This window comes from Pseudomonas sp. BNK-15, assembly GCF_047456105.1.
Taxonomy (GTDB): domain Bacteria; phylum Pseudomonadota; class Gammaproteobacteria; order Pseudomonadales; family Pseudomonadaceae; genus Aquipseudomonas; species Aquipseudomonas putida_E.
On sequence record NZ_CP179898.1, the window covers coordinates 3617499 to 3642467 of the forward strand.

At 64.2% G+C, this 24969-nt stretch carries 19 protein-coding genes; 9 read left to right on the forward strand and 10 right to left on the reverse strand.

Annotated elements, in window-relative coordinates; translation table 11 throughout:
• Window positions 1-3 precede the first annotated feature (3 nt).
• The 7 genes from ACMGF5_RS16570 (at window position 4) to ACMGF5_RS16600 (ending at window position 8950) form a co-directional block, all read left to right on the forward strand.
• Window positions 4-264, forward strand: coding sequence for a YeaC family protein (locus ACMGF5_RS16570; protein WP_196997725.1), 261 nt, complete (start codon window positions 4-6; stop codon window positions 262-264).
• Window positions 261-1091: a DUF2797 domain-containing protein gene (locus tag ACMGF5_RS16575; RefSeq protein ID WP_042111277.1), complete on the forward strand. Its 831-nt coding sequence runs from the start codon at window positions 261-263 to the stop codon at window positions 1089-1091. Before ACMGF5_RS16570 ends, ACMGF5_RS16575 begins: the two co-directional genes overlap by 4 nt.
• Window positions 1092-1104: 13 nt before the next feature.
• Window positions 1105-3762 carry an aminopeptidase N gene (gene pepN, locus ACMGF5_RS16580; protein WP_115275651.1) on the forward strand — a complete coding sequence of 886 codons (2658 nt, stop codon included), beginning with the start codon at window positions 1105-1107 and terminating at the stop codon, window positions 3760-3762.
• Window positions 3763-4011: 249 nt separating this feature from the next.
• On the forward strand, window positions 4012-5052 hold the full coding sequence (locus ACMGF5_RS16585) for a WD40/YVTN/BNR-like repeat-containing protein (RefSeq protein WP_115275652.1): 1041 nt from the start codon (window positions 4012-4014) through the stop codon (window positions 5050-5052).
• Window positions 5049-7445: an efflux RND transporter permease subunit gene (locus tag ACMGF5_RS16590; RefSeq protein ID WP_414156979.1), complete on the forward strand. Its 2397-nt coding sequence runs from the start codon at window positions 5049-5051 to the stop codon at window positions 7443-7445. The genes ACMGF5_RS16585 and ACMGF5_RS16590 overlap by 4 nt, the downstream gene beginning before the upstream one ends.
• Window positions 7446-7563: 118 nt before the next feature.
• Window positions 7564-7854: a DUF5629 family protein gene (locus ACMGF5_RS16595; protein ID WP_080952127.1), complete on the forward strand. Its 291-nt coding sequence runs from the start codon at window positions 7564-7566 to the stop codon at window positions 7852-7854.
• Entirely contained in the window at window positions 7820-8950 is a 1131-nt protein-coding gene (locus ACMGF5_RS16600) for a lactonase family protein (RefSeq protein ID WP_414156980.1), read from the forward strand. The genes ACMGF5_RS16595 and ACMGF5_RS16600 overlap by 35 nt, the downstream gene beginning before the upstream one ends.
• An 8-nt stretch (window positions 8951-8958) precedes the next feature.
• Here the strand turns inward: ACMGF5_RS16600 and ACMGF5_RS16605 are convergent, their stop codons facing one another.
• The 3 genes from ACMGF5_RS16605 to ACMGF5_RS16615 are packed head-to-tail and all read right to left on the reverse strand — an operon-like array spanning window position 8959 to window position 14431.
• The gene (locus ACMGF5_RS16605) at window positions 8959-9555 is read right to left on the reverse strand and encodes a glutathione S-transferase (RefSeq protein ID WP_414157861.1); all 597 of its coding nucleotides are present in this window, start codon (window positions 9553-9555) and stop codon (window positions 8959-8961) included.
• A complete protein-coding gene (locus ACMGF5_RS16610; protein ID WP_115275440.1) occupies window positions 9552-13196 on the reverse strand; it encodes an AAA family ATPase in 3645 nt (1214 codons plus the stop codon). Before ACMGF5_RS16610 ends, ACMGF5_RS16605 begins: the two co-directional genes overlap by 4 nt.
• On the reverse strand, window positions 13193-14431 hold the full coding sequence (locus tag ACMGF5_RS16615; RefSeq protein ID WP_414157862.1) for an exonuclease SbcCD subunit D C-terminal domain-containing protein: 1239 nt from the start codon (window positions 14429-14431) through the stop codon (window positions 13193-13195). The genes ACMGF5_RS16610 and ACMGF5_RS16615 overlap by 4 nt, the downstream gene beginning before the upstream one ends.
• A gap of 308 nt (window positions 14432-14739) precedes the next feature.
• Between ACMGF5_RS16615 and ACMGF5_RS16620 the strand changes: the two genes are divergently transcribed.
• A complete protein-coding gene (locus ACMGF5_RS16620; RefSeq protein ID WP_046786507.1) occupies window positions 14740-15171 on the forward strand; it encodes a DUF2628 domain-containing protein in 432 nt (143 codons plus the stop codon).
• Between the two features lie 85 nt (window positions 15172-15256).
• Here the strand turns inward: ACMGF5_RS16620 and ACMGF5_RS16625 are convergent, their stop codons facing one another.
• The 6 genes from ACMGF5_RS16625 to ACMGF5_RS16650 are packed head-to-tail and all read right to left on the reverse strand — an operon-like array spanning window position 15257 to window position 22062.
• A complete protein-coding gene (locus tag ACMGF5_RS16625) occupies window positions 15257-16882 on the reverse strand; it encodes a BatD family protein (RefSeq protein ID WP_281868473.1) in 1626 nt (541 codons plus the stop codon).
• On the reverse strand, window positions 16879-18597 hold the full coding sequence (locus ACMGF5_RS16630) for a vWA domain-containing protein (RefSeq protein ID WP_414156981.1): 1719 nt from the start codon (window positions 18595-18597) through the stop codon (window positions 16879-16881). The genes ACMGF5_RS16625 and ACMGF5_RS16630 overlap by 4 nt, the downstream gene beginning before the upstream one ends.
• Window positions 18594-19670, reverse strand: a complete 1077-nt coding sequence (locus ACMGF5_RS16635) for a vWA domain-containing protein (RefSeq protein ID WP_115275435.1) — start codon at window positions 19668-19670, stop codon at window positions 18594-18596. Before ACMGF5_RS16635 ends, ACMGF5_RS16630 begins: the two co-directional genes overlap by 4 nt.
• On the reverse strand, window positions 19663-20157 hold the full coding sequence (locus tag ACMGF5_RS16640; protein WP_046786503.1) for a DUF4381 domain-containing protein: 495 nt from the start codon (window positions 20155-20157) through the stop codon (window positions 19663-19665). The genes ACMGF5_RS16635 and ACMGF5_RS16640 overlap by 8 nt, the downstream gene beginning before the upstream one ends.
• Window positions 20154-21098 carry a DUF58 domain-containing protein gene (locus ACMGF5_RS16645; RefSeq protein ID WP_046786502.1) on the reverse strand — a complete coding sequence of 315 codons (945 nt, stop codon included), beginning with the start codon at window positions 21096-21098 and terminating at the stop codon, window positions 20154-20156. Before ACMGF5_RS16645 ends, ACMGF5_RS16640 begins: the two co-directional genes overlap by 4 nt.
• Before the next feature lie 4 nt (window positions 21099-21102).
• A complete protein-coding gene (locus tag ACMGF5_RS16650) occupies window positions 21103-22062 on the reverse strand; it encodes an AAA family ATPase (protein WP_039601915.1) in 960 nt (319 codons plus the stop codon).
• Window positions 22063-22281: 219 nt separating this feature from the next.
• On the opposite strand from ACMGF5_RS16650, the gene ACMGF5_RS16655 reads away from it, so the two are divergent.
• A complete protein-coding gene (locus tag ACMGF5_RS16655; RefSeq protein ID WP_115275432.1) occupies window positions 22282-23589 on the forward strand; it encodes a T6SS phospholipase effector Tle1-like catalytic domain-containing protein in 1308 nt (435 codons plus the stop codon).
• 48 nt (window positions 23590-23637) lie between these two features.
• Here ACMGF5_RS16655 and ACMGF5_RS16660 read toward each other — a convergent pair whose 3' ends face one another.
• Window positions 23638-24966: an MFS transporter gene (locus ACMGF5_RS16660; RefSeq protein ID WP_012313502.1), complete on the reverse strand. Its 1329-nt coding sequence runs from the start codon at window positions 24964-24966 to the stop codon at window positions 23638-23640.
• Between the last annotated feature and the right edge of the window lie 3 nt (window positions 24967-24969).

Genomic DNA, 24969 nt, shown 5'->3' on the forward strand with positions numbered 1-24969 from the left:
GCTATGTCCACGTTCGCGCAAATGATCGAAAACATCACGCCGCAGATCTACGAAAGCCTGAAAACGGCCGTGGAAATCGGCAAATGGTCCGATGGCCGCAAGCTCACCGCCGAGCAGAAGGAGCTGTCGCTGCAGGCGGTGATCGCCTGGGAGATGAAGAACCTGCCAGAAGAGCAGCGTACCGGTTACATGGGGCCCCAGGAGTGCGCGTCGAAGTCTGCGCCGATCCCTAACATTCTGTTCAAGTCGGACTCGGTACATTGATCGAACTCGCTCGTGGCTCTTTGAGCAAGATGGCGGTAAGCCTGGAAGCACCCGTGGTGCAGTACAGCTTTCGCCTGGATGACACGCAGGTGCCGGTCAACCCGCTGATCGGCCAGACCCTGCGCCTGCAATACCTCGGCGCCATTCACTGCAGCCATTGCGGCAAACGCACCAAGACCAGTTTCAGCCAGGGTTACTGCTACCCGTGCATGACCAAGCTGGCCCAGTGCGACGTGTGCATCATGGCGCCGGAACGCTGCCACTACGACGCCGGCACCTGCCGCGAGCCGTCCTGGGGCGAGCAGTTCTGCATGACCGACCACGTGGTCTACCTGGCCAACTCGTCCGGGGTCAAGGTTGGCATCACCCGCGCTACGCAGTTGCCCACCCGCTGGCTTGACCAGGGTGCGAGCCAGGCGTTGCCGATCATGCGCGTGGCGACCCGCCAGCAATCGGGCCTGGTCGAAGACGTATTGCGCAGCCAGGTGCCGGACCGCACCAATTGGCGCGCGCTGCTCAAGGGCGACGCCGAGGTGCTCGACCTGGTGGCCATTCGCGAGCAGATCTTCGATGCCTGCGCCGATGGCCTGCGCGATCTGCAGGCGCGCTTCGGCCTGCAGGCGATCCAGCCGCTGCCCGATGCCGAAGTGGTGCAGATGAAATACCCGGTCCAGGCCTACCCGAAAAAGATCGTCAGCTTCAACCTCGACAAGGACCCGGTGGTGGAAGGCACGCTGCTGGGCATCAAGGGGCAGTACCTGATCTTCGACACCGGCGTGATCAATATTCGCAAGTACACGGCCTACCAGTTGGCCGTGCTCCAGTAAAAAGGACCTGCACATGCGTACCGAACAACCGCAAGTGATCTACCTCAAGGACTACCAGGCGCCCGAGTACCTGATCGACGAGACGCACCTGACCTTCGAGCTGTTCGAGGACCACACGCTGGTCCATGCGCAACTGGTCATGCGCCGCAACCCGGCACGCGGTGCCGGCCTGCCGCCACTGGTGCTCGACGGCCAGCAGCTCGAGCTGCTGCGCGCCTCGCTGGACGATCAGCAACTGCAGGCGAGCGACTACCAGCTCGAAGCCGACAGCCTCACGCTGCACCCCAAGGCCGAGCGTTTCACCCTCGACACCAGCGTGAAGATCCACCCCGAGAGCAACACAGCGCTGGAAGGCCTGTACAAGTCCGGCAAGATGTTCTGCACCCAGTGCGAGGCCGAGGGTTTCCGCAAGATCACTTACTACCTCGACCGCCCGGACGTGATGAGCACCTTCACCACCACGGTGATCGCCGAGCAGCATCGCTACCCGGTGCTGCTGTCCAACGGCAACCCGATCGGCAGCGGGCCGGCTGAAGATGGCCGCCATTGGGCGACCTGGGAAGACCCGTTCATGAAGCCGGCCTACCTGTTCGCGCTGGTGGCCGGTGACCTGTGGTGCGTCGAGGACACGTTCGTGCGCCAGTCCGGCCGCGACGTGACCCTGCGCATCTATGTCGAACCCGAGAACATCGACAAGTGCGACCACGCCATGGTCAGCCTGAAGAAGTCCATGCGCTGGGACGAGGAAGTCTATGGCCGTGAGTACGACCTGGACATCTTCATGATCGTCGCGGTCAACGACTTCAACATGGGCGCCATGGAAAACAAGGGCCTGAACATCTTCAACTCCAGCTGCGTGCTGGCCCGCGCCGAAACCGCCACCGATGCTGCCCACCAGCGTGTCGAAGGCGTGGTCGCCCACGAGTATTTCCACAACTGGTCGGGCAACCGCGTGACCTGCCGCGACTGGTTCCAGTTGTCGCTCAAGGAAGGTTTCACGGTGTTCCGCGACGCCGAATTCAGCGCCGACATGAACTCGCGCACGGTCAAGCGCATCGAGGACGTCGCCTACCTGCGAACCCACCAGTTTGCCGAAGATGCAGGGCCCATGGCCCACCCGGTGCGCCCGGACAGTTTCATCGAGATTTCCAACTTCTACACCCTGACCGTGTACGAGAAGGGCGCCGAAGTGGTGCGCATGGTCCGTACCCTGCTGGGCGCCGAGGGTTTCCGCAAGGGCAGCGACCTGTACTTCGAACGCCATGATGGCCAGGCGGTGACCACCGATGACTTCATCAAAGCCATGGAAGACGCCAACGGCGTCGACCTCACCCAGTTCAAGCGCTGGTACAGCCAGGCCGGCACGCCGCGCCTGGATGTCAGCGAGGTCTACGACGCCACAGCACAAACCTACAGCCTGACCTTCCGCCAGAGCTGCCCGCAGACGCCGGACAAGGCCGAGAAACTGCCGTTCGTGATCCCGGTGGAGCTGGGCCTGCTGGATGCCGAGGGCAACGACCTGCCACTGCGCCTGGCCGGTGAGGCCGCCGCTGTTGGTACTGGCCGCGTACTGTCGGTGACCGAGGCCGAGCAGACGTTCACTTTCGAAGGTATCCAGGCCAAGCCGCTGCCATCGCTGCTGCGCGGCTTCAGTGCGCCGGTGAAGCTGAGCTTCCCGTACGACCGTGACCAGCTGATGTTCCTGATGCAGCACGACAGCGATGGCTTCAACCGCTGGGAAGCGGGTCAGCAACTGTCGGTACAGGTACTGCAGGAGTTGATCGGCCAGCATCAGCGTGGTGAAGCACTGAAACTCGATCAGCGCTTGATCACTGCCCTGGGCACTGTTCTGGCCAACGAGTCGCTGGACGCCGCGATGGTTGCCGAGATGCTGTCGCTGCCGGGCGAAGCCTACCTGACCGAGATCAGCCAGGTGGCTGATGTCGACGCCATCCACACGGCACGCGAATTCGCCCGCCGGCAGATCGCCGAGCAGTTGTTCGATGGCCTGTGGGCGCGCTATCAGGCGCACCGCGAGGTTTCGCGCAACACCGCCTACGTCGCCGCAGCCGAGCACTTCGCCCGTCGCAGCCTGCAGAACATTGCTCTGTCGTACCTGATGCTCAGCGGTAAACCGCAGGTGCTGGCAGCGACCCTTGAGCAATTCGACAACTGCGACAACATGACTGAACGGCTGACGGCGCTGGCCGTGCTGGTCAATTCGCCGTTCGAGGCCGAGCGTGCCAAGGCCCTGGAAACGTTCGCCGAGCACTTCAAGGACAACCCGCTGGTCATGGATCAGTGGTTTAGTGTGCAGGCAGCCAGTGCCTTGCCGGGCGGGCTGGCGCGGGTCAAGGCGCTGATGCAGCACCCGGCGTTCACCCTGAAAAACCCGAACAAGGTGCGTGCGCTGGTCGGTGCGTTTGCCGGACAGAACCTGGTCAACTTCCATGCGGCCGATGGCTCGGGTTATCGCTTCCTGGCGGACCTTGTGATCGAACTGAATGCGCTGAACCCGCAGATCGCTTCGCGTCAACTGGCACCGCTGACCCGCTGGCGCAAGTATGACGACGCGCGCCAGGCGCTGATGAAGGGCGAGCTGGAGCGGATTCTCGCTTCCGGGGCGCTGTCCAGCGATGTGTATGAAGTGGTGAGCAAAAGCCTGGCATAAAGTCTGGGATCTCCCACAGGTAATGCACAAGCCTTCAGGGCGGTGCAGTACCTGTGGGAGTCGGCTTGCCGGCGATTGGGCTGTGCAACAGCCCCTTGTTTCTGGTTAACAAAACATAACGTCCCGCTCGTTGTATTCCCGCAAACATCCCCGCTACGATGGCCCGAAGCTATTGCAGGCCTCTACCACAAGGTTTTCGCAGTACCTGCAAGGCACAGACCCACCAAGAACAACAAACAGGGGACGGTCATGAGGGAGCGGGTAATGACGCAGGCCAGGCGCGGTGCCTGGCCGTTGGCGGCCGGCGCAATGCTGGCGCTGGCACTGGGGATGTGGGCGGGCAGCACGCAAGCCGCCGCTGCCCAGGAGTATTCCACCGAATCGGCAAAGGCCAGCCAGAGCCTGCTGATCGATGCCGCTCATGCTGGCAAGCGCCTGGTGGTAGTGGGCGATCGCGGCCACATTCTGTTCTCCGATGACCAGGGCAAGACCTGGACCCAGGCCCGGGTGCCTACCCGGCAATTGCTCACCGCAGTGTTCTTCGTCGACGACAAGCGTGGCTGGGCAGTCGGGCACGATGCGCAGATCCTCGCCAGCAACGATGGCGGTGCGACCTGGAGCAAGCAGTTCGAAGACCTTGCCCGTGAAGCCCCGTTGCTCGATGTCACTTTCCTCGATGCCCAGCACGGCTTTGCCGTGGGCGCTTACGGCGCACTGCTGGAAACCCGCGATGGCGGCCAGCACTGGCAGGACGTCGCCGAGCGCCTGGACAACCCCGACCAGATGCACCTCAACGGTATTGCCCAGATCAGGGATGCCGGCCTGTTCATCGTCGGCGAGCAGGGCAGCATGTTTCGCTCCAGCGACAGCGGCCAGAGCTGGAGCAAGCTCGATGGCCCCTACGAGGGCTCGCTGTTCGGCGTGATCGGCACCGCCCAGCCGCAGACACTGCTGGCCTACGGCCTGCGCGGCAACCTGTTCCGCTCTACGGACTTTGGTGATAGCTGGCAGCCGATCGAACTCAAGGCCGCGCGCGGCAACCTCGAATTCGGCCTGGCAAGCGCTACGCTTCTGGATGATGGCAGCCTGATACTGGTCGGCAATGGCGGCAGCGTGCTGCGCAGCATTGATGACGGGCAGAGCTTCACTGTCTACAACCGCGCCGACCGCATTGCCCTGGCCGGTGTCAGTGGCCTGGCCAATGGCGGCTTGCTGCTGGTAGGGCAGGGCGGTTTACATCTGGCCACCGGCGAAGGTGCCGACCAGGCAGCCGAGGAGCCTCGCCCATGACCAGCCGAGAGAGCATCATGCAGCCCCACCACCAAGACAAACCCACGCTGCTGGAACGGCTGATCTTCAACAACCGCCCGGTGGTCATCGCCCTGTGCGTGCTGGTGAGCATCTTCCTGTTCTGGCAGGCCGCGCAGATTCGCCCCTCGACCAGTTTCGAGAAGATGATTCCGCTCGAGCATCCGTTCATCGAGCAGATGATGGAGCACCGCAACGACCTGGCCAACCTCGGCAACACCGTGCGCATTTCGGTCGAGGCGGTCAATGGCGACATTTTCGACAAGGATTACATGGAGACCCTGCGCCAGATCCATGACGAGGTGTTCTACATCCCCGGCGTCGACCGCGCGGGCCTTAAGTCGTTGTGGAGCCCCAGCGTGCGCTGGAGTGAAGTCACCGAGGAGGGGTTCTCCGGCGGCGAGGTAATCCCCAATACGTACAACGGTTCGCAAGACAGCCTCGACTCACTGCGCGACAACGTGCTCAAGTCCGGCCAGGTCGGGCGCCTGGTGGGCAACAACTTCAAGTCCAGCATCGTCGATGTACCCTTGCTGGAAAGCTACCCCGATCCGCAGGACCCCGGGAAACAGGTCAAGCTGGACTACCAGCAGTTCTCGCACTTGCTCGAGGAGAAAATTCGCGACAAGTTCCAGGCGCAGAACCCCAATGTGAAGGTGCACATCGTCGGCTTCGCCAAAAAGGTCGGTGACCTGATCGACGGCCTGGTGATGGTGGCGATGTTCTTTGGGGTCGCGCTGGTCATCACCTGGGTGCTGCTCTACTGGTTCACCTGGTGCATCCGCAGCACCATCGCCGTGCTGATCACCACCCTGGTGGCAGTGGTCTGGCAATTGGGCCTGATGCATGTGGTGGGCTTTGGCCTGGACCCTTACTCGATGCTGGTGCCGTTCCTGATCTTTGCTATCGGCATTTCCCATGGGGTGCAGAAGATCAACGGCATCGCCTTGCAGTCCAGTGACGCCGAGAATGCCCTGACCGCTGCCCGGCGCACCTTCCGTCAGCTGTTCCTGCCCGGGATGATCGCGATTCTCGCCGACGCGGTGGGCTTCATTACCCTGCTGATCATCGACATCGGCGTGATCCGCGAGCTGGCCATCGGTGCGTCGATCGGCGTGGCGGTGATCGTCTTCACCAACCTGATCCTGCTGCCGGTAGCCATCTCCTACATCGGCATCAGCAAAAAGGCCATCGAGCGCAGCAAGAAGGACGCCACCCGGGAGCATCCGTTCTGGCGCCTGCTGTCGAACTTCGCCAGCGCCAAGGTGGCACCGGTGTCCATCGCCCTGGCCCTGGTCGCCTTCGCTGGTGGCCTGTGGTACAGCCAGAACCTGAAGATCGGCGACCTCGACCAGGGCGCGCCGGAGCTGCGCCCGGACTCGCGCTACAACCAGGACAACAACTTCATCATCAGCAACTACTCGACCAGCTCCGATGTGCTGGTGGTGATGGTCAAGACGCCGGCGGAGAGCTGCTCGATCCACTCGACCATGGCACCGATCGACGAGCTGATGTGGACCATGGAGAACACCCCCGGCGTGCAGTCGGCGATCTCCCTGGTGACGGTGTCCAAGCAGGTGATCAAGGGCATGAACGAGGGCAGCCTGAAATGGGAAACCCTGTCGCGCAACCCGGACATCCTCAACAACTCCATCGCCCGTGCCGACGGCCTGTACAACGCCGACTGCTCGCTGGCGCCGGTGCTGGTGTTCCTCAACGACCACAAGGCCGAAACCCTGGAACGTGTCACCAGCGCTGCCAAGGCGTTTGCCGAAAGCCATGACAAGGACGGCTTGCAGTTCCTGCTGGCGGCGGGCAACGCCGGGATCGAGGCTGCGACCAACGAGGTGATCAAGTCGGCCGAGCTGACCATCCTGATCCTGGTGTACATCTGTGTGGCGGTGATGTGCCTGATCACCTTCCGCTCCTTTGCTGCCACCCTGTGCATCGTGCTGCCGCTGGTGCTGACCTCGGTACTGGGCAATGCGCTGATGGCCTTCATGGGGATCGGCGTGAAGGTCGCCACCTTGCCGGTGGTGGCGTTGGGCGTGGGTATCGGTGTCGATTATGGCATCTACATCTACAGCCGCCTGGAGAGCTTCCTGCGTGCCGGCCTACCGCTGCAGGAAGCCTATTACCAGACCCTGCGTTCGACCGGCAAGGCGGTACTGTTCACCGGCCTGTGCCTGGCCATCGGCGTGTGCACCTGGATCTTCTCGGCCATCAAGTTCCAGGCCGACATGGGCCTGATGCTGACCTTCATGCTGCTGTGGAACATGTTCGGTGCGCTGTGGCTGCTGCCGGCACTGGCGCGGTTCCTGATCAAGCCCGAGAAGATGGCAGGCAAGCAGGGCGGTTCGATCTTCGCCCATTGAATGGTGGAGGGCCGCTTTGCGGCCCAATCGCCGGTTTGTCGTGGCGACTAACTGCGGCGACTGGGCTGCAAAGCGGCGCGAAGGCTATACTGTCGCCTCTTTTTCAGCTGGTACCTTCATGTCTCCCCTCGCCACCGCCCTCGCATCCTGCGACATGCTACTGATCGATGGCCTGCACGCCTTCGACTTCAACCTCGATGAAACAGGCCTGACGGTCGAATGCATGGACGGCCGCCAACACCGGCGTTGGGCCTTCACTGCCGAACAGGTCGCCGCTGCCATCGGCGCCGGTGACGAGTGGCAACTGCACGATGCCCAGGGCGAGCATCGTCTAGTCTGTATGAGTGCCTTTCGCGCCCCGGATGAAGACGACGATGAACCCGACCTGGACCAGCCTGCTGGCCACTAGCCTCATGAGCCTGACTTTGAATGCCCAGGCCGTCACGCTGCTGGTGGGCAGTTATACCGATGGTGCGAGCCAAGGTATCTACCGTTACCAGTTCGACAGCAAGACTGGCCTCATCGGCCCTGCGCCGCAGCAGGTGGTCAAGAGCGTCAGCCCTTCCTGGCTGGTGCTTTCGGCGGATCAGCGGCAACTGTTCGCGGTCAACGAGGCGCCAAAGGGCCACGCCAGCAGTTTCAGCGTGAGCAGCAAGGGTGAGATCAAGCCGCTGAACCAGGTTGCCACCCGTGGCGACGAACCGACGCATGCCAGCCTCAGCCGCGACCAGCGTTACTTGTTCGTTGCCAACTACGCCGTTGCTCCAGACCCGGGCGGCAGCCTGGTGGTGATACCGGTGGCCAAAGACGGCAAGCTCAAGGATGTGGTGCAGCAGGCCGGACACGCGCCCAGTGGGGTGAACCCCGAGCGCCAGGCCGGTGCCCATGTGCATTCAGTGGTGCTGTCGCCGGACGGTAGTCACCTGTATGCCAGTGACCTGGGGGCCGACAGGGTATTCATCTACCGCTACGACGGCGCCAGCACCGACCGCCCGCTAAGCCCGGCCATCCCCGCATCGGTCGACCTGCCAGCTGGCAGTGGCCCGCGTCACCTGTTGTTCGATGCCAAGGGGCGGCATGCCTATCTGACGCTGGAAATGAGCGCCGAAGTGGTCATGTTCGATGTCGAGGATGCTGCCCTGCGCGAACGCCAGCGCCTGCCGCTGACCGAGCAGCAGGACGCGGCGGCCAAGGCGGCAGGCGGCCTGCACCTCTCGGCGGACGGGCGCTTTCTGTATGTGAGCAACCGCGGCACGGCCAATGAGATCGTTGCATTCAGTGTGGGCGAGGATGATGGGCAGCTGGCCTTCCTGCAGCGTCGATCGGTGGAAGGCGACCACCCGCGGGAGTTTGCCCTGGACCCGAGTGACAATTTCCTGCTGGTGGCCAACCAGAAGAGCAACCAGATCGTGGTCATGCGCCGCGATCCGCGTACGGGCAAGCTGGGTGAGACTGTGCAGACCCTGGCGCAGGACGCACCTTCGGATTTGAAGTTCATCGAGTGACTATCGATTCAGGGGCGCGCCATCACTGCGTTGAATAGCTCAGACGCCAACCATCCCTCCAGCCAGCTGCGCACACGCGGATAGTCCGCCTCGGCGAACCACTGCGGTTCGACCCCGGCAAACTGGCGCATCAGGGGCAGCAGTGCGGCGTCGACCAGGCTTGGATGGTGGGCCAGCAGGTAGGGCCGGCCCTCTAGCAGGTGTTCAAGCGCCGCCAGCCAGGCCTCGGCCTGCTGACGGTAATGTTCGCGTGTGTGCTCGGGGTATCGCTCGGCATATTTGTACAGGTTGACCTGCGCCTTGAATTCGCTGTCGTTGCGGGCAATAAGTCGGTCAGCCTGTCGTGCGGCTGCAGGGTCAGCCTGCAGCCGCCAGTCCTGCGGGTCATTGCGCTCGAGCGCCCAGCGCATGATGTCCAGGCTTTCCTCCAGCACGCCTTCTCCGGTGTCGAGCACCGGCACCGTCGCCTTGGGTGACAAAGCCAGCAACTCGGCCGGCTTGTTCTTCATCGCCACTTCGCGGATGTGTACCTCGCACCCGGCATAGCGCAGTGCCAGGCGCGCACGCATGGCCCATGGGCAACGGCGAAACGAGTAAAGGATCACCCGCATACCTCGACATCACTCAGGCCGTTACCCTGGCGCCGCACCTGGATCTGCACCGGAATGCGTTCGTGCATCTCTTGCACATGGGAGATCACCGCCACCTTGCGGCCCTGTGCCTGAAGGCCGTCGAGGGCGTCCATGGCCAATTGCAGCGACTCGGGGTCGAGGCTGCCGAACCCCTCGTCGATGAACAGCGACTCGATACGCAGGGTGCTCGACGCCATTGACGCCAGGCCCAGGGCCAGGGCCAGCGAGACCAGGAAGGTTTCACCGCCAGACAAGGAGTGCACCGAGCGCAGTTCGTCGCCCATCTCGGTGTCCAGCACCAGCAGCCCCAGGGCGCTGCCGCCACGTTTCAGGCGGTAGCGCCGCGCCAGTTGGCGCAACTGGGCGTTGGCATGGTGCAGCAGCAGGTCAAGGTTGTAGCCCTGGGCGATCTTGCGGAACACATCGCCGGAGGCCGAGCCGATCAGCGCATTCAGGCGTGCCCAGCGCTGCCACTGCTCGCGGGCCTGTTCGATTTCGGCGGCCAGGGCCTGGTGCGCCTGCTGGCGGCGTTGGTCATCGGCCTGTTGCGCGCGCAGTTCGGCGCACTGTTGTTCCTGAACGTTGAGGTGCTGCTGGAGCTCGGCCAGGGTCTGCTCCAGGTCGTCAGCGGGCAGCTCGCCCTGTGTCTGGGCGTTATGCTGCTCAAGCCGCTGCTCACGCTCCTGCAGCAGCACGCGGGCTTGTTCGATGGCTTTCTCTGCGTGCTGCAGCTGCTGGCGCAGGGCCCCAAGTTGCGCATCGTCGATGGCCAGCAGGCGATCGAGGCCACGGTCATCCAGCTCGGGGTGCTCGCTGCGCCACTGGGCGATCGCGCCCTGCAACTGCTGACACTCCTGCTCCAGTGCCTGCTGCCGCTGGGCGTTGGCATCAAGCTCGGCGGCCAGTTTCACGCCCTGGGTCCGCAGGTCCTGCAGGCGCTGCGCGGTGTCGGCATCGGCCGCACGGGCCTGCTCCAGTTGTGCCTCCAGGTGCTGTTGCCAGGCTTCTGCACTGGCATGTTGGCCTAGCAGTTCGGCGAGGTTGGCCTGCGCCTGCTGGCGCTGCTCGACAAGGCTGGCCAGTGTCTGCTGCAACTGCTGCTGCGCCTGCAGGCGTGTCTGCTGCTGGTCGCGCAGCTTGTCCAGCTGTACCTGGCGGGCTTGCTGTTCTTCCTGCTCGTCTTTGCGCTGCTCCAGCTGTTGCAAACGCTGGGCGATCTGCTGATCGAGGCCGAGGAAGGCATTGGCTGGGTCGTCGCTTAGGGCCTTCAGGACATCATCCGGCAGCACACTGGCCAGGTCATTCAGGCCTTGCTGCAACTGCTGTTCGTCGCTGGCCAGAGCCTGGTGTTGGTGGTCCAGGTGGCGCTGGGCCTGCTGTTGCGCTTCATGCGCCGCCTGCAATTGCTGGTTGAGGCGGGCAGCCTCTTTTTGCAAGGCGAGCAGGGCGCTCTGGCGTTTCTCGTCCTTGGCAATTTCATCGTCCAGGCGCTGCAGCTGGTTGGCCAGCCAGGCCGTGCGGGCTTTGTCGTCCTGGGGGGCGAGGGCAGGCCACAGGCTGTGAGCCTGCACCTGCGCAACCAATGGCTGCAATTGCTCGCTCAGTTGTACCTGTTGCTGCTGGTAGTCCTTGAGCTGGGCGTTGACCACGCCAAGCTGGGTGCGCAGTTCCACCAGCTTGCCGTTGAGGGATTCGACCTGCTTCTGCGCCGCGTCCTCTTCGGCCTGGTCATGCCGGCCCAGGCTTTGCAGCAGCGCTTCAGGCTGGTGGAATGGGTGTTCGGCGCTGCCACACACCGGGCAGGGCTCGCCGTCGCGCAACTGGCCACGCAGCTCTTCGACGCTGGTGTTACGCGCCAGGCGCTGGCGCTCCAGCAGTTGGCGGGTGAGGGTGAGCGCCTGCTCGGCGGCCTCAAGCTCGGCCTTGGCTGCAGTCCCTTCGCCGATCAGTTGCTGGCGTTGTTGCATGGCCTGCTGCTGGCGCTCACGTATGGCCTCAAGTTGCTGGCGCAACTCCAGCTCGCGGCCATGCAGGCGCGACAGTGTTTCGACGGCACGCTGCTGTTTGCGATTGTCCTGGAGCATGCCGCCGAGCAGGTCGATCTGCTCGGCCAGCGCCTGTGGTTCGGCCTTGGCTTCGCGGAACAGCAGTTCGTAATGGTCGCGCTGCGCCTGCAACTGCACGTTGGCCTGGCTGGCCTGAGCCTGCAGGCCCGGCAGCTCTTCGCGGCCCTTGCTCAGTCGCCCGCCGATCAGCATCACTTGCTTGAGTTGGGGCAGGTAGGCCTGCCAGGCGTTTGCCAACCCGGCGAGGTGTTGGCTACCGGCCAGTGCCTCATCGATCTGTGCCAGTTGTCGCAGGCTGCGCTGCTGGTTTTCTTCCAGCTGCTGCAGTTGCTGCTGCCCTTCGGCGACGTGCTGGTCGGCCTGCTGGCTGGCCGTGCGTTGCGTTGTCAGCTCATTGTCCAGCCGTGCCAGGCTGTCCTGGCCGGCGAACGCCTGGCGCAGGCGCGGGGTGTTTTCGCTGTGCTGGGCCTGGCTGTCGGCGAGTGCCTGGCGGGCCGCCAGCAGCGCCTGTTGCAGTTCGCCGGTGCGTGTCTGCAGCTCGCCTTGCTGCTGGTGTTGCGCTGCGATCTGCGCAGCCAAGGGCGCCAGTTGCGCGGTCAGTACTTGCTGGCGGTGGAACTGGTGGCGCTGCGGTGCCAGGCGCTCCAGGCGTTGCAGGTCGAGGCGTTGCTCGGCCAGGGCTTGCCAGCCTTGCTCGGCAGCCTGCAAGGCCGCGCTGGCTTCGCTGTGCTGGGCTTGCAGTTGGCGCTGTTCGTTGAGCCAGTTGCGCTGTTGCTCCAATTGGCGCTGCCGCGCCTGGTGGTTCTTGAATTGTTGCTGCGCCTGCTCCAGGCGCTCGTCGAGTTCGGCGCGGGCCTCTGCGACCATCGGTAGCAGGTGGCTGGCACGGTCTTTCAGTGCGTTGTGCGCTTCGCCGGTTTCCCGCGCCTTGGTGAAGGCGCGCTGGCCGAGGCGGGTGTAGATGGCGGTGTTGGTAAGCTTTTCCAGCAGCTCGCTGCGTTCTCTGTCGTCGGCCTTGAGGAAGGCACTGAACTCGCTTTGGGCCAGCATCACCGCGCGGGTGAACTGCTCGAAGTTCAGGCCCAGGCGGGCTTCGATCAGCTGCTTGTATTCGTTCTTGCCGCTGCCCAGCACCTGCTCGCTGTCAAGGTCGTAGAGGCTCTGGCGGCTGAGCTGCAGCTTGCCGTTGGCTTTGTCGCGGGCGCGGTTGGCTTCCCAGCGCGCGCGGTAGCGGTGGCCGTCGATGCCGATGAAATCGACCTCGGCAAAGCCGCTGCCGGTACCGCGGCGCAGCAGGTTGCGCGGGTCGGAGGTGGGGATGTCGCCATCGGCGTCCGGCACCTTGGCTTCGCGGCCGATGGCGTTGAGCCGCGGCACGGTGCCGAACAGGGCCAGGCACAGGGCGTCGAGCAGGGTGCTCTTGCCGGCACCGGTCGGCCCGGTGATGGCGAACAGCCCGGCACTGGCCAGGGGTTCGGCGGTGAAGTCGATGTCGACCGGGCCGGCCAGGGATGCCAGGTTCTTCAGGCGAATGGCGAGAATTTTCATGGCTGTTCCTCTTCCAGCTGAACGTCCTGCAGCAACAGGGCGAAGTCGGCCAGGGCCTGTTCGTCGACGGGGTTGCCATAGGCCTGTTCCCAGGCGCGGCTGAACAGGTCCTGCGGGGTCATCTGCGACAGTTCGACGAACTCAAGATCGCTTTCTTCGTCGTTACCACGGCCAGCATATTCGGCGCCGATGCGGATCAGTCGCACCGCTTTGCCTTCCAATGCGCTTTCGATTTGCTGGCGCAGGTCGGGCTGCGGCTCGTCCAAGAGCACACGCACTTCGAGCCAGGGCTGGCGGTTGGGGTCTTCGAGCAGGTCGATCACCGGCAGCTCGGCAAGTTGCTCCAGCAGTTCGCCCAACGGCGCAGGGCCGATGCGCTGCAGGGCCACGGCGCGCGGCACCGGGCGCGCTTCGACGCTGACCAGTTCAGTGCTCTCGAGCTCGACTTCCAGCACCTGGTGCGGGTAATTGATTTCAGCGAACGACAATGGGATCGGCGAGCCGCTGTAGCGGATGCGGGTTTCGCGGTTGACCTTCTGCGGCTTGTGCAGGTGGCCCAGGGCAACGTAGCTGATGGCCTTGTCGAACAGTTTGGCCGGAAGGGCCTCGGCGTTACCGATGATCAGGCTGCGCTCGGAGTCTTCGGACACCGAGCCACCCACCATATGCGCGTGGCTGATGGCGACCAGCGCCTGGTCCTTCTTGCGTTTTTTCTGCGCGGCAGCGATCAGTTGCTGGTGCACCTGGTTGATGCCCTGCAGGTAGTCGTCGCCCAACTGCGGGCCGGTGACCTCGGCCGGGCGCAGGAAGGGCAGGGCCAGGCACCAGGCCGCCACTTTGCCGCGGCTGTTGGTGAGCGGGATCAGCAGGCGTTCGGCATCCAGCTGGCCTTCGTCGAGCCAGTGCACACGACCCAGCGCGTGGGTGCGCAGGCGGCGCATGAGCGCGGCGGGCAGCTCGATGCGCGAGCCGGAGTCATGGTTGCCGGCGATCATCACGATATCCAGCTTCGGCTGTTGCTCGTGGGCCTGGACGATGAAGTCGTAAAGCCGCTCCTGGGCTTTGACCGGTGGGTTGACCGTGTCGAAGATATCACCGGCGATCAGCAGCGCATCGGGCTGGCGCAAGCGCAGCTGGCCGAGCAGCCAGTCGAGGAAGCAGGCGTGTTCGAAGTCGCGTTCCTGGCCGTGCAGGCTTTGGCCCAGGTGCCAGTCGGAGGTGTGAAACAGACGCATGGATGACCTGTTGGATTGGGACATGAAGGCTTCGGCATCTGGCGTCATGACAGCGCCAAGGTAGCCCTCGAGGGAGGGCGGTATGGTAACTCAAGTGGCTTGGCGATTGTCTGGAGCCGGGCAGTGTTCGATGCGTTGAAAGGGAGGGCAGTGCGCTACAGGGACATTCCATTATGCGAACGGGTCGACATAGTGGCCATTTGCTCGCTTGTTGCCGGCCATCGCCGATGATCTAATCTTCGCCCCGGCCGCGGCGCTTGCGATGCTGCTGGTGTGGGCTACCGGAACCAATTTGAAAAGGAATTTTTATGCAAAGCACGCCACAAATCCAGGCCGATTACGCCAACCTCAAGCCTAAATGGCAGGAGCGTTTCGCTTTCTTCGATCAGCATGGAGGGCCACGTGAAACGAGTTACAAAGCTGCTTTTCGCGCCTTGCCGTTTCGCAAGAAACTGTTGATCAACAACAATTTCCTCGGATTCTTCTTTGGCCCGATCTACTGGTTCGTCCTGGGCATGTGGAAGAAGAACCTGGTCATGCTGGCCATCATTATGGGCATCGGGCTGCTTGAAGGCGTTTACGAGGCTGCCACGGGTAATGCGGTGCCTCGGGCGCTGGACCAGGGCATCAGTGTGGCCTTTGCCGTGCTGTATGGCATGTTGACCAATTATGCCTATTACCTGAAACAGACCAAAGGGGAGCAGGGCTGGAACCCGTTTCAGGGGCATCGGTTCATCTGATCGCTGCCGGTGATCAGCGGGGGAAGGGTCAGGATTGCATCCGGGCTGAGAGGGGCCTGTCTTTAGTGCTGCGCCCCTCTCTCAATCACTTCGGATAAAGCGGCGGCAAGCTCCCCGGCTCACCCGAAGGCAACAACACCTGTTCCGCCGGTGGAATCGTGCCAATCGCCCGCCACAAATCCTCCCCCTGCCAATACTGCCCACTCTCGCTGTAAAGCGCCCCGTTCAACCCATCCAGCGCATCCGACAGCGGCACGAACCGCGCCGCCATCTCCGCCAAGGTCTCCGGCTGCTGCCGCGCCCAGGCGTCGAGGGCCTGGCGGGTGGCCTGTGGGTCGTTGGCCTGGCAGGCGCGCTTGAGGTCGTCCAGCAGGGTGCGTGGGCTTGGGCCGGTCTGCGCGGCGCGCAGTACCGCTGGTTGCGAGCGGGCGCGCCACCACAGGGTAAAACCGAGCGCCGTGGTGAGGGCGAAAATCACGGTGCAGAGTTGCCAAGGCCAGAGCAGATGGCTTGCGCTGCCGGCATCGCCTACCGGGGTGTCGGCGCTCAGGGCAGGGTTGTCCTGCACGTTCAGGTTACGCGCCGGCAGGCTGCTGTGCTCCAGATGGTCCTCGCGGGTATTCCACCAGGTGACTTCCAGCGCCGGCAGGGCAAGTTCGCCGCTGTGGGTGGGCACCAGTGCCTCGCGCTCCTCGCGGTTGGCGGTCATGCCGCGCTCGCTGATTTCGTTGCGCAGCAGCGGTTGGTCCGGGTAGCGGCGCAGCCCGGCGATTTCCGTGGCGGGCAATTGCGGCAACTGGGTGCTGGACAGCCCTTCGGCGCGCAGCGTGATGCTGCGGGTCAGCGAATCGCCTATCTGGGTTTGCTGCCTGCCTGGGTCGGGGTTCCAGTGCTCCTCCAGGGTCAGGCTGCGGGCTGGCAACCACGGTTCGGCCGCGGGCCAGGCGGCGGGGATCGGGCGTACGGTCAGGCGCAGCGGCAGCGACCTGACCTGTACCTGGCGAGCGGTGCGTGCAGCGCCCTCAGGCTGCTGAGCGTTATCGGCGGCGGTGGCGGTGAACGTGAGCGGCGCGATTTCCAGGGTGCCGCTGTGCTGCGGATAGAGTGCGTAGCGTGTCTCGATCACCCCGTGGCGTACGCCGTTGATGTCCTTCTCATAGGTGCGTGAGTCACCCAGCGGCTCGACCTTGGCGTTTTCCAGCTGCAGCGGGCTCAGGCTGCTGTCATCGTACAGCGACACCGAATGGTAGATGCGCAGGGTCAGCACGGCCTGGGCCTGGACATAGACCTCGTTGCTGTCCAGCGTGGCTTCGACGAATATCTGGGACGCAGTATCCGGGCGGCTGGCGTCGGCCTGCAGCACCTGCAGATCGATGGCCTGGCTGTGTGACTGGCCCAGTTGCAGCTCAGGAATACGCAGGCTGCCGCTACGCCTTGGCAGCAGGGTAATGATCCAGCGGGTGCTGGCGCGGGTCTCGCCGTCGAGGGTATGCAGGCTGTTCAACTGGCGCGTGCCGCGCACTTCGAAGTCGCCGTCCAGGGCGCGCAGGTCGGGCTTGCCGAACTGGGTCACATCCTGGCTTTCGAGGGTCAGTTCCAAAGTTTCGCCGGCGCCCAGGCGAGTGCGATCGACGCTGGCCTGCAGGGTCGGCTCGGCCTGGGCCAGAAGGGCCCAGAAGAGGCTGAAGAGAAAGACGCCGAGGCGACTCATCGTGGGGTTTCCTGATGCAATTGCTGTTCATACCAGAATTTGCGGCGTAGCAGCTGCGCCGGGTTGTCGGGGATTTCCCTCAGCCATTGTTCCAGGGCCTGGCGTTGCTCGGCGTCCAGGCTGGTGGAAACCGGCCGCTTGGGCGGCTGGGTGATGCTGTCATCGTCGCCACCCTGGTTTCCGGGAGTGGCCTGGCTGTTGTTGCTGTCTTGGCCGGGCTGTTCGGCGTTGGCCGGTTCATCGTTGCCGGGCGTGCCCTGCGCCGGGCTGCTGGCCGAGCTGCTGTTGCCCTCGGTCTCGCTGCCGGGCGTGCCTTGGGCATCGTCTTTGGCCGGTTGTTCCTCGGCCTGTGCTTCGCGTTGCTGCAACAGCTGCTGGATCAGTGCCTGGTTATCCAGCGCCGGCTTGAAATCGGGCTGGCGCTCGAGGGCTTGCTCATAGGCATCCAGGGCGGCTTCCAGCTCGCCGCTGCGGGCCAGGGCATTGCCTCGATTGTAGTGGGCCGCTGTCGTATTGCCTTGGGCAAAGGCCTTGGCGGCCGCGGCGTAGTCGCCGGCCTGGTACAGCGCCATGCCGCGCCATTGCGGGTCCTGGAAGTGCCGGGCGGCGTCCGCCGGGCGGTTCTGTTCAAGCAGGCGCTGGCCCTGCTGGTCGGGGCGCAACCACAGGTCATTGAACTCCAAGGCCTGGCTTGGCTGCGGCAGGGCCAGCAGCAGCGGCAGGCAGAACAGCCAGCCGCGCCGACCCGCGCAGGCGGCCAGCAGTAACAGGGGGATCAACAGCCAGTAGCCTTGGTCGGCCCAGCTGTCGAGTTGCACGTTCTGGCCGTCATTGCGCAGGATGCGCGGGTTGTCGTACAGGCCCAGGCCACGCAGGTCGAGGTCGTCGATGCGGGCATGACGGTAGCGTCCGCCGGTGCTGTTGATAAACGCCCTGAGGCCGCCGCTGTCCAGGCGCGGTACCAGAATGGCACCTTGCTCGTCCTTGAGGAACTCGCCGTTGGCCTGGCGCACCGGAGCCCCGTCGCTGGTGCCGACTCCGAGCATCAACAGGCTCGGGCCCTGGCGGCCCAGGGCCTGGACGATGCCTTGGCGTTCCGGGCCGCTCAATGCCGAACCGATCAGCAACAGGCGGCCTTGGCCCAGGCCGCTCTGCGCCAGCAGGGCCAGGCCTTTTTGCACGGCCAGGTCGGCGCGTTGGCCGGGCTGCGGCATGATCGAAGGGTCGATGGCCTCGAGCAGGTTGCGCGTGGTGCTCAGGTCGTCGGACAGCGGCACCAAGGTGTGTGCGCTGCCTGCGTAGACGATCAGGGCGGTCTGGCTGTCGCGGCGGTGTTCGAGCAGGTCCAGGACCTTGCGCCGAGCCTGCTGCAGCCGGTTGGGCGGGGTGTCCTCGGCAAGCATCTGCGGCGTCAGTTCGAGCAGGATCACCAGCGGGTCGGCCGGGCGTTGGCGGGATTCCTCCACACGCTGCCAGCTCGGCCCGAGCAGCGCCAGAACGACCAGCAACCAGGCAAGGCCGAGGGCCACCCAGGGCAGTTTGCTGTTGCTGCCACTGCCGCCACCGAGCAGCACCGGGTGGAATGCCTTGGGCAGGATCATCTGCCAGCGCCCGGCGCGCTTGCGCCGGTGCCACAGCTTGAACAGCAGCCAGGCGAGCAGCGGCACTACCAGCAGCCAGAGGGGGCGCAACCATTGCGGCCACAGATCGATCATCGCCGCTTCCTCAAGCGCAGCCGTTTAAGGCGCTCACGCCATTGCGGGTGGGGCTGCAGGAAGCGCGGTTTGCGCAGGCCCCGTTGCAGCAGGTTGTTTGGCCATTGCACCGCCACCACCAGCAGCACGCTGAGCAGTAAGGCCAGGGCCAATGGCCAGGCATACAGGGCCTTGGCCGTGCGCGCCTGGGTCGGCTGCTGGGCGACGGGTTCGAGCTGATCCAGGGTATCGCCGATGGCGTCCAGTTCGGCACCGTCGTGGGCGCGGAAGTACGCGCCGCGGGTCAGCTCGGCGATTTCCTTGAGCGAGGCTTCGTCCAGGTCCAGGCTTGGGTTGAGCCCGAGCAGGCCAGGTGTACCGCTGGCCTCGGGGTTGGCGCCGATGCCGATGGTGTAGATGCGCACGCCTTCCTGGGCGGCCAGGCGGGCGGCGGTCAATGGGTGGATCTGCCCGCCATTGTTGGCGCCGTCGGTAATCAGCACCAGCACGCGGCTTTGCGCAGGGCGCTGGCGCAGGCGTTTGACCGCAAGGCCAATGGCGTCACCGATGGCGGTGTTTTTGCCAGCTATGCCGATTTGCGCTTCGTCGAGGAAGGTACGCACAGTGCGCCGGTCAAAGGTCAGCGGTGCCTGCAGGTAGGCCTGGCTGCCAAACAGAATCAGGCCGACGCGGTCGCCTTCGCGGTCCTGCAGGAAGTCGCCCATCAATGCCTTGACCAGGTCGAGGCGGCTGACTTCGTCGTCCTTCCACTGCATGTCGGGGAAGTCCATGGAGCCGGACACATCCACTGCAACCATCAGGTCACGGCCACTGGCGGCCACCGGTAACGGGTCGCCCAGCCATTGCGGGCGGGCAGCGGCGAGCAACAGCAGCAGCCAGATCACCACGAACGGCGCCTGCTGGCGCCAGGTTGGCAGGTTCAGGCGCGCACGCCGGCCGGCCAGGCCTTCCAGCTCGTGGAGAAAGCCCACCTTGAGCACCGGCTCGCCGCTGTCAGCGGCGGGCAGCACCAGGCGCGCCAGCCACGGCAGCGGCAACAGCACGAAGATCCACGGCCAGGCCAGTTCAAACATGTTTGCGAATCCAGGTTTCGACGGCCTGGCTGAGCCCGACGATGGCCTTGTCGTCGAGCTTGCACTCGGGCTTGTACGCGCCCTCGACCAATACCATCCAGCGGGTCAGGCCGGCGGCCGGGCAGCGGTTGTCGAGGAACGCCAGCCACTGGCGGCCGTTGAGTGTATGGCTGTTGGCCCCGGGGTAATGGTTGCGGCACAGGCGTTTGAGCAAGGCGTTGATCTGCTGCAACCAGGCCCCGGCCGGCGCGCCGTCGTAGGGGCGGGGTAGGCGGGCAAGTTCGGCCAGCGCCTCTAGGCGCACCGGGTCGAGCGGCTGTTCGGCACGCACCACCCGGCGCTTGCCCGGGCGCCAGCGCCGCAGCCGCCACAGGCCCCAGGCCAGCAGTGGCAGCAAGGCGAGCAGCAGCCACCAGCCTGGTGCCGGTGGCCACAGGCCAATCGCCGAGGGTGCGATCAGCGGCTGCAGCTGATCCAGCGGATTCATTTACTGCTCCCAGGGCGCTGGGCATTGAGGTATTCGCGCAACTGCTCGATCATTTCGCTTTGGGTGCTCAGTGGCATCAGCACCACGCGCAGCTTTTGCGCCATCAAGTCCCAGCGTTCGATACGCGCTTCGGCCTGCTGACGGTAGGCCTGGCGCAGGTTGGTGTCCAGCGTGTCTAGCTCCAGCTGCGCACCGCGCTGGGAAAAACGCAGCAGGCCAGCAGCAGGCAAGGCATGGTCGAGCGGGTCGGAAACCGGCATCAGCAGCAGGTCGCAATGGCGCGAGAGCATCGCCAGGTGCTGTTCAGCCTGGGCGCTGAGCGAGCGCTCGTCGCAAATGACGATGGCCAGGCTGCCTGGGCGCAGTACTTCACGTGCGCGGCGCAAAGCCAGGCCCAGGCTGTCAGCGTGGGGCGCGGCTTCGGTGTGCAGCGCCTGGTTGACCTTCGCCATACGGTTGAGCAACTGCAGCAGGCTTTGCTTGCTGCGCCGCGGCTTGATTTCGTGGTGCTCATCATCGCCGAACACCAACCCGCCGATACGGTCGTTGTGGCCCAGCGCAGCCCAACCGAACAGCGCCGCAGCCTGGGCCGCGAGCACTGACTTGAACATCAGCCCCGAGCCGAAGAACAGTCGCTGGCTTTGCTCGACGAGGATGAAGATCGGCCGCTCGCGTTCTTCATGGAACAGCTTGGTATGCGGCTCTTGGGTGCGTGCGGTGACCCGCCAGTCGATGTTGCGTACGTCGTCACCGGCCTGGTAGACGCGCACCTGGTCGAAGTCCACGCCGCGCCCGCGCAGCTTGGAGTGGTGCAGGCCGACCAGCGGGCTGCGCTGGCCAGGCCGGGAGAACAACTGGATCTCGCGCACCCGGTGGCGCATGTCGATCAGCTCGGCGAGGCCGATGCGGATGCCGGGTTCGGCCTGCTGAGCGGTGGGCATGGGCTCAGGCAACGGCGACGACGTCAAGGATGCGCTGGACCACGCGGTCCTGGTCGACCCCTGCCGCTTCGGCTTCGAAGGAGAGGATGATGCGGTGGCGCAGCACGTCGAACAGCACGGCCTGGATATCCTCGGGGCTGACGAAGTCGCGCCCGGCCAGCCAGGCATGCGCCCGCGCACAACGATCCAGAGCGATGGAACCGCGCGGGCTGGCGCCGTAGGCGATCCAGTCGGCCAGCTCGGTATCGAACTTGGCCGGTGTGCGCGTTGCCATGACCAGTTGCACGAGGTATTCCTCCACCGCGTCGGCCATGTACAGGCCAAGGATTTCCTTGCGTGCGGCAAAGATGGCCTGCTGGCTGACACGCCGTTCAGGTTTGACTTCGCCACCCAGCGCTTCACCGCGGGCCTGGGCCAGAATGCGTCGCTCCACCGCCGCATCGGGGAAGCCGATCTTCACGTGCATCAGGAAACGGTCGAGCTGGGCCTCCGGCAGCGGGTAGGTTCCTTCCTGCTCGATCGGGTTTTGCGTGGCCATGACCAGAAACAGCGGCGACAGGTCATAGGTACTGCGCCCGACACTGACCTGGCGTTCGGCCATCGCCTCGAGCAACGCCGACTGCACCTTGGCCGGTGCCCGGTTGATTTCGTCAGCCAGCACCAGGTTGTGGAAGATCGGCCCCTGCTGGAACACGAAGCTGCCGGTTTCCGGGCGGTAGATTTCTGTGCCGGTAATGTCGGCCGGGAGCAGATCAGGGGTGAACTGGATGCGATGGAACTGCGCTTCGACACCTTCGGCCAGCTCTTTGATGGCCTTGGTCTTGGCCAGGCCCGGGGCGCCCTCGACCAGCATGTGGCCGTCGGCCAGCAGCACGATCAACAGCCGCTCGACCAGTTTTTCCTGGCCTAGGATCTGGGAGGAAAGAAAGGTGCGTAGCGCGATCAGCGCTTCACGGTGTTCCATCGGCGGCGGTTCCTGGGATTGGGCCAGGGCGGGCGCGGAGCGCGACGGACCTGGCAGGGGTGGATACTTTAATCTATCCGGGGGGTGGCGACCAATTACGCCCCGGTTTTTTATGCGCATTGAAGCGGTGGAATATCCGCGTGCGTTTCAGGTGTTCTCCGATTCCCGGTGGCGGTGATCTGTCGCTTGCTTGTGCTCTTCGAATCATGAAGGAGCATGATGATGAGCAAGCAGTACGGTATACCTGCCCCGGTCACCCTGCGGGTGGGCGTTTTTTTCGATGGCACCGGCAACAATCAGGGCAACGCTGCACCCTTGGCTTCCACCGGCCGCGCTTGCGCAGGGGGTAGTTACGCCAATGCCCGCAGTAACATTGCCCTGCTGCACGCGCTTTATCCCTCCGGGCCTGTGCAAGGTCAGGTTCATTTCAGCGTTTATGTGGAAGGTATCGGTACAACACACGGTGCGCCTGACTCGTCCTTCGCCCAGGCGACGGGGCGTGGAAGCGCGGGGGTGGCGGCCCGGGTAGATCAGGCGCTGGTGGAGGTTGGCAGGCAGCTGCGCGATTATCGGGCTGAGCATCCGCAGGTTGTACCCAAGTGCATCGAATTCGACCTGTTCGGTTTCAGTCGAGGTGCTGCGGCGGCCAGGCATCTGGCCAATCGGCTGGGCAAGGAGGAGGCGGGCTTGCCGGCTGAGCTGCACGGGCCCCGGGCGATCAATTTCATTGGTCTGTTCGATACGGTGGCGGCAATCGTTGCACCTTTGCAAGGCAGCTTCGACCCTGCCAGCGATCAATACGGCGGTTTGCGTCTCGGGCTGGACACACTTGTCGCCCGGCAGGTGGTGCAACTGGTGGCCGGCGATGAGCAGCGCCACAACTTCCCGCTGGTGCGCAGCGACAACGACATAGTCGTGCCGGGTGTGCACTCGAATATCGGTGGCGGTTATCGTGAGCACATGCGTGAGCAGGTTCTTTTGTGCAAACCGCAGTCGAGCCGGGTCGCGCGGACGACGCCGGCTGAATGCACAAGCGCCCATGCGGCGGTCAATGGGCTGCTGACCTCAACTTTTGCAGGCCTGGTCGATCCGCGGCCAAGGCTGCTCAGCTGGGAGGTGCCGATCGAAGGCAGCCGAGCCAAGCGCGATGACCCGGAAAAGCAGGTGTACGCCGCTGTGTACCGAGAACGTGAAGTCAGTGGCCATCTGTCACGTGTCTACCTCAGCATCATGCGTGAACTGGCCGTGCGCGGTGGCGTACCGCTCGCTCCCTTGGGCTGTGACGATGCGCATCACCTGCCGGCAGAGTTGCTGCCTGTCAGCCGCAAGCTGCATGAGTTTGCCCTCGGGCAATGTGCGCAACTGCGCCTGACGACCCAGGAACGAGCGTTGCTGCAGGCAAAGTATGTACACACATCGGCGCACTGGAACGCCGTGAAAGGGCTGGATAACAGTGCGCTGGATTCGTTTTACATCGACCGGCCGGGCAAGGCGGGCAGGGTGCTGCACAAGAACCCGGTTGGCTGATGCGGGTGCCGGCCTGCCCACCATTATCGATGTGCAGGCCGGCCCGGGTCAGTTTTTCGAACTGGAGTGCTTGCGGCCTTGGTCACACAAGGCAAACACCACCACCAGCACACCGGAAACCGCCAGGATCAAAGCCACGCCGTCGGTGGAGTGGGTCGCCGAGTTCGCCACCAAGGCAAGGCCGCCCAGGGGCGCCAGGCCGCCGGCCACTGCAGTGCCAATCTCGCGCCCGGTGCCGAAACCGGAAGAGCGCGTCTGGGTCGGGAACTGCCGGCTAAGGAACGAGCCCTGGGGGGCGAACATCATTGGCGCGAGGAGGCCGGTGCCGATGGCAATGGCCACATAGATCAGTGTTGGCTCACCGCTGCTCAGCAACTGCAAGAATGGATAAGCAAACAGCGCCGACAGCACGCCGCCGAGCATCAACACGGTCTTGCTGCTCCAGCGGTCGCACAGCCAGCCGAAGAACGGTACGGCAAAGATCGCCACCAGGCTGGCGATGGTCACCGACAGGGAGGTGACATGTGCCTCGACACCTTTGAACTGAGTCAGGTATGCCAGCGAGAACGTCTTGAATATGTAGCTCAGAGCGTTGTAGCCGATGGCCACGAAAAACACCACGGCCAAGCCTTTGAGATCGTTCCTGAACAGCAGTTTCAGCGGTGACTCCTGCGGTTTGGCATCGGCCTTGTCGAGTTCTTTGAAGTCCGGTGTCTCAGGAATGCTCTTACGCACCCAAAGGCCGATCGCCACCAGGGCGATGCTGGCGATGAACGGAATGCGCCAGCCACCGGCGAGGAGAAACTCGTTGCCGTTCATGGTCAGCAGGTAAACGGTTAGCGACGACAGCAGCAAGCCCAGGTTGAGCCCCAGTGCTGGCCAAGCGCCCTGGCTGCCGCGCTTGCCTTCGCTGGCATGTTCGTAGGAGGTGACGGCCGCCCCGGACAGCTCTGCACCGGCGCCCAGGCCCTGGATGATGCGGATCACTACCAGCAGAATCGGTGCCCAGATACCGATCGAGGCGTAGCTGGGGATCAGACCGATCAGCGCGGTGCACACACCCATCATGCAGAACGTGATAACCAGTACATGCTTGCGGCCGAAGCGGTCGCCCAGGTAGCCAAACAGAACCCCGCCGAATGGGCGCGCGACAAAACCGATGGCAAACGTGGAGAACGCCAGCAGTGAAGCCACTGCCGGGTTGCTGGCATCGAAGAAAATCTTCGAGAACACGATCGCCGCCATGGTCGCGTAGAGGTAGAAGTCATACCACTCCAGCATCGAACCGAAGATGGTTGCCGCCGCCACCTTGCGCAGGCGCTTGCGTTTCTGTGCTGGTGTCTCGCTCGCGGCCGGGGCCGCCTCGTGTACCGACATCTG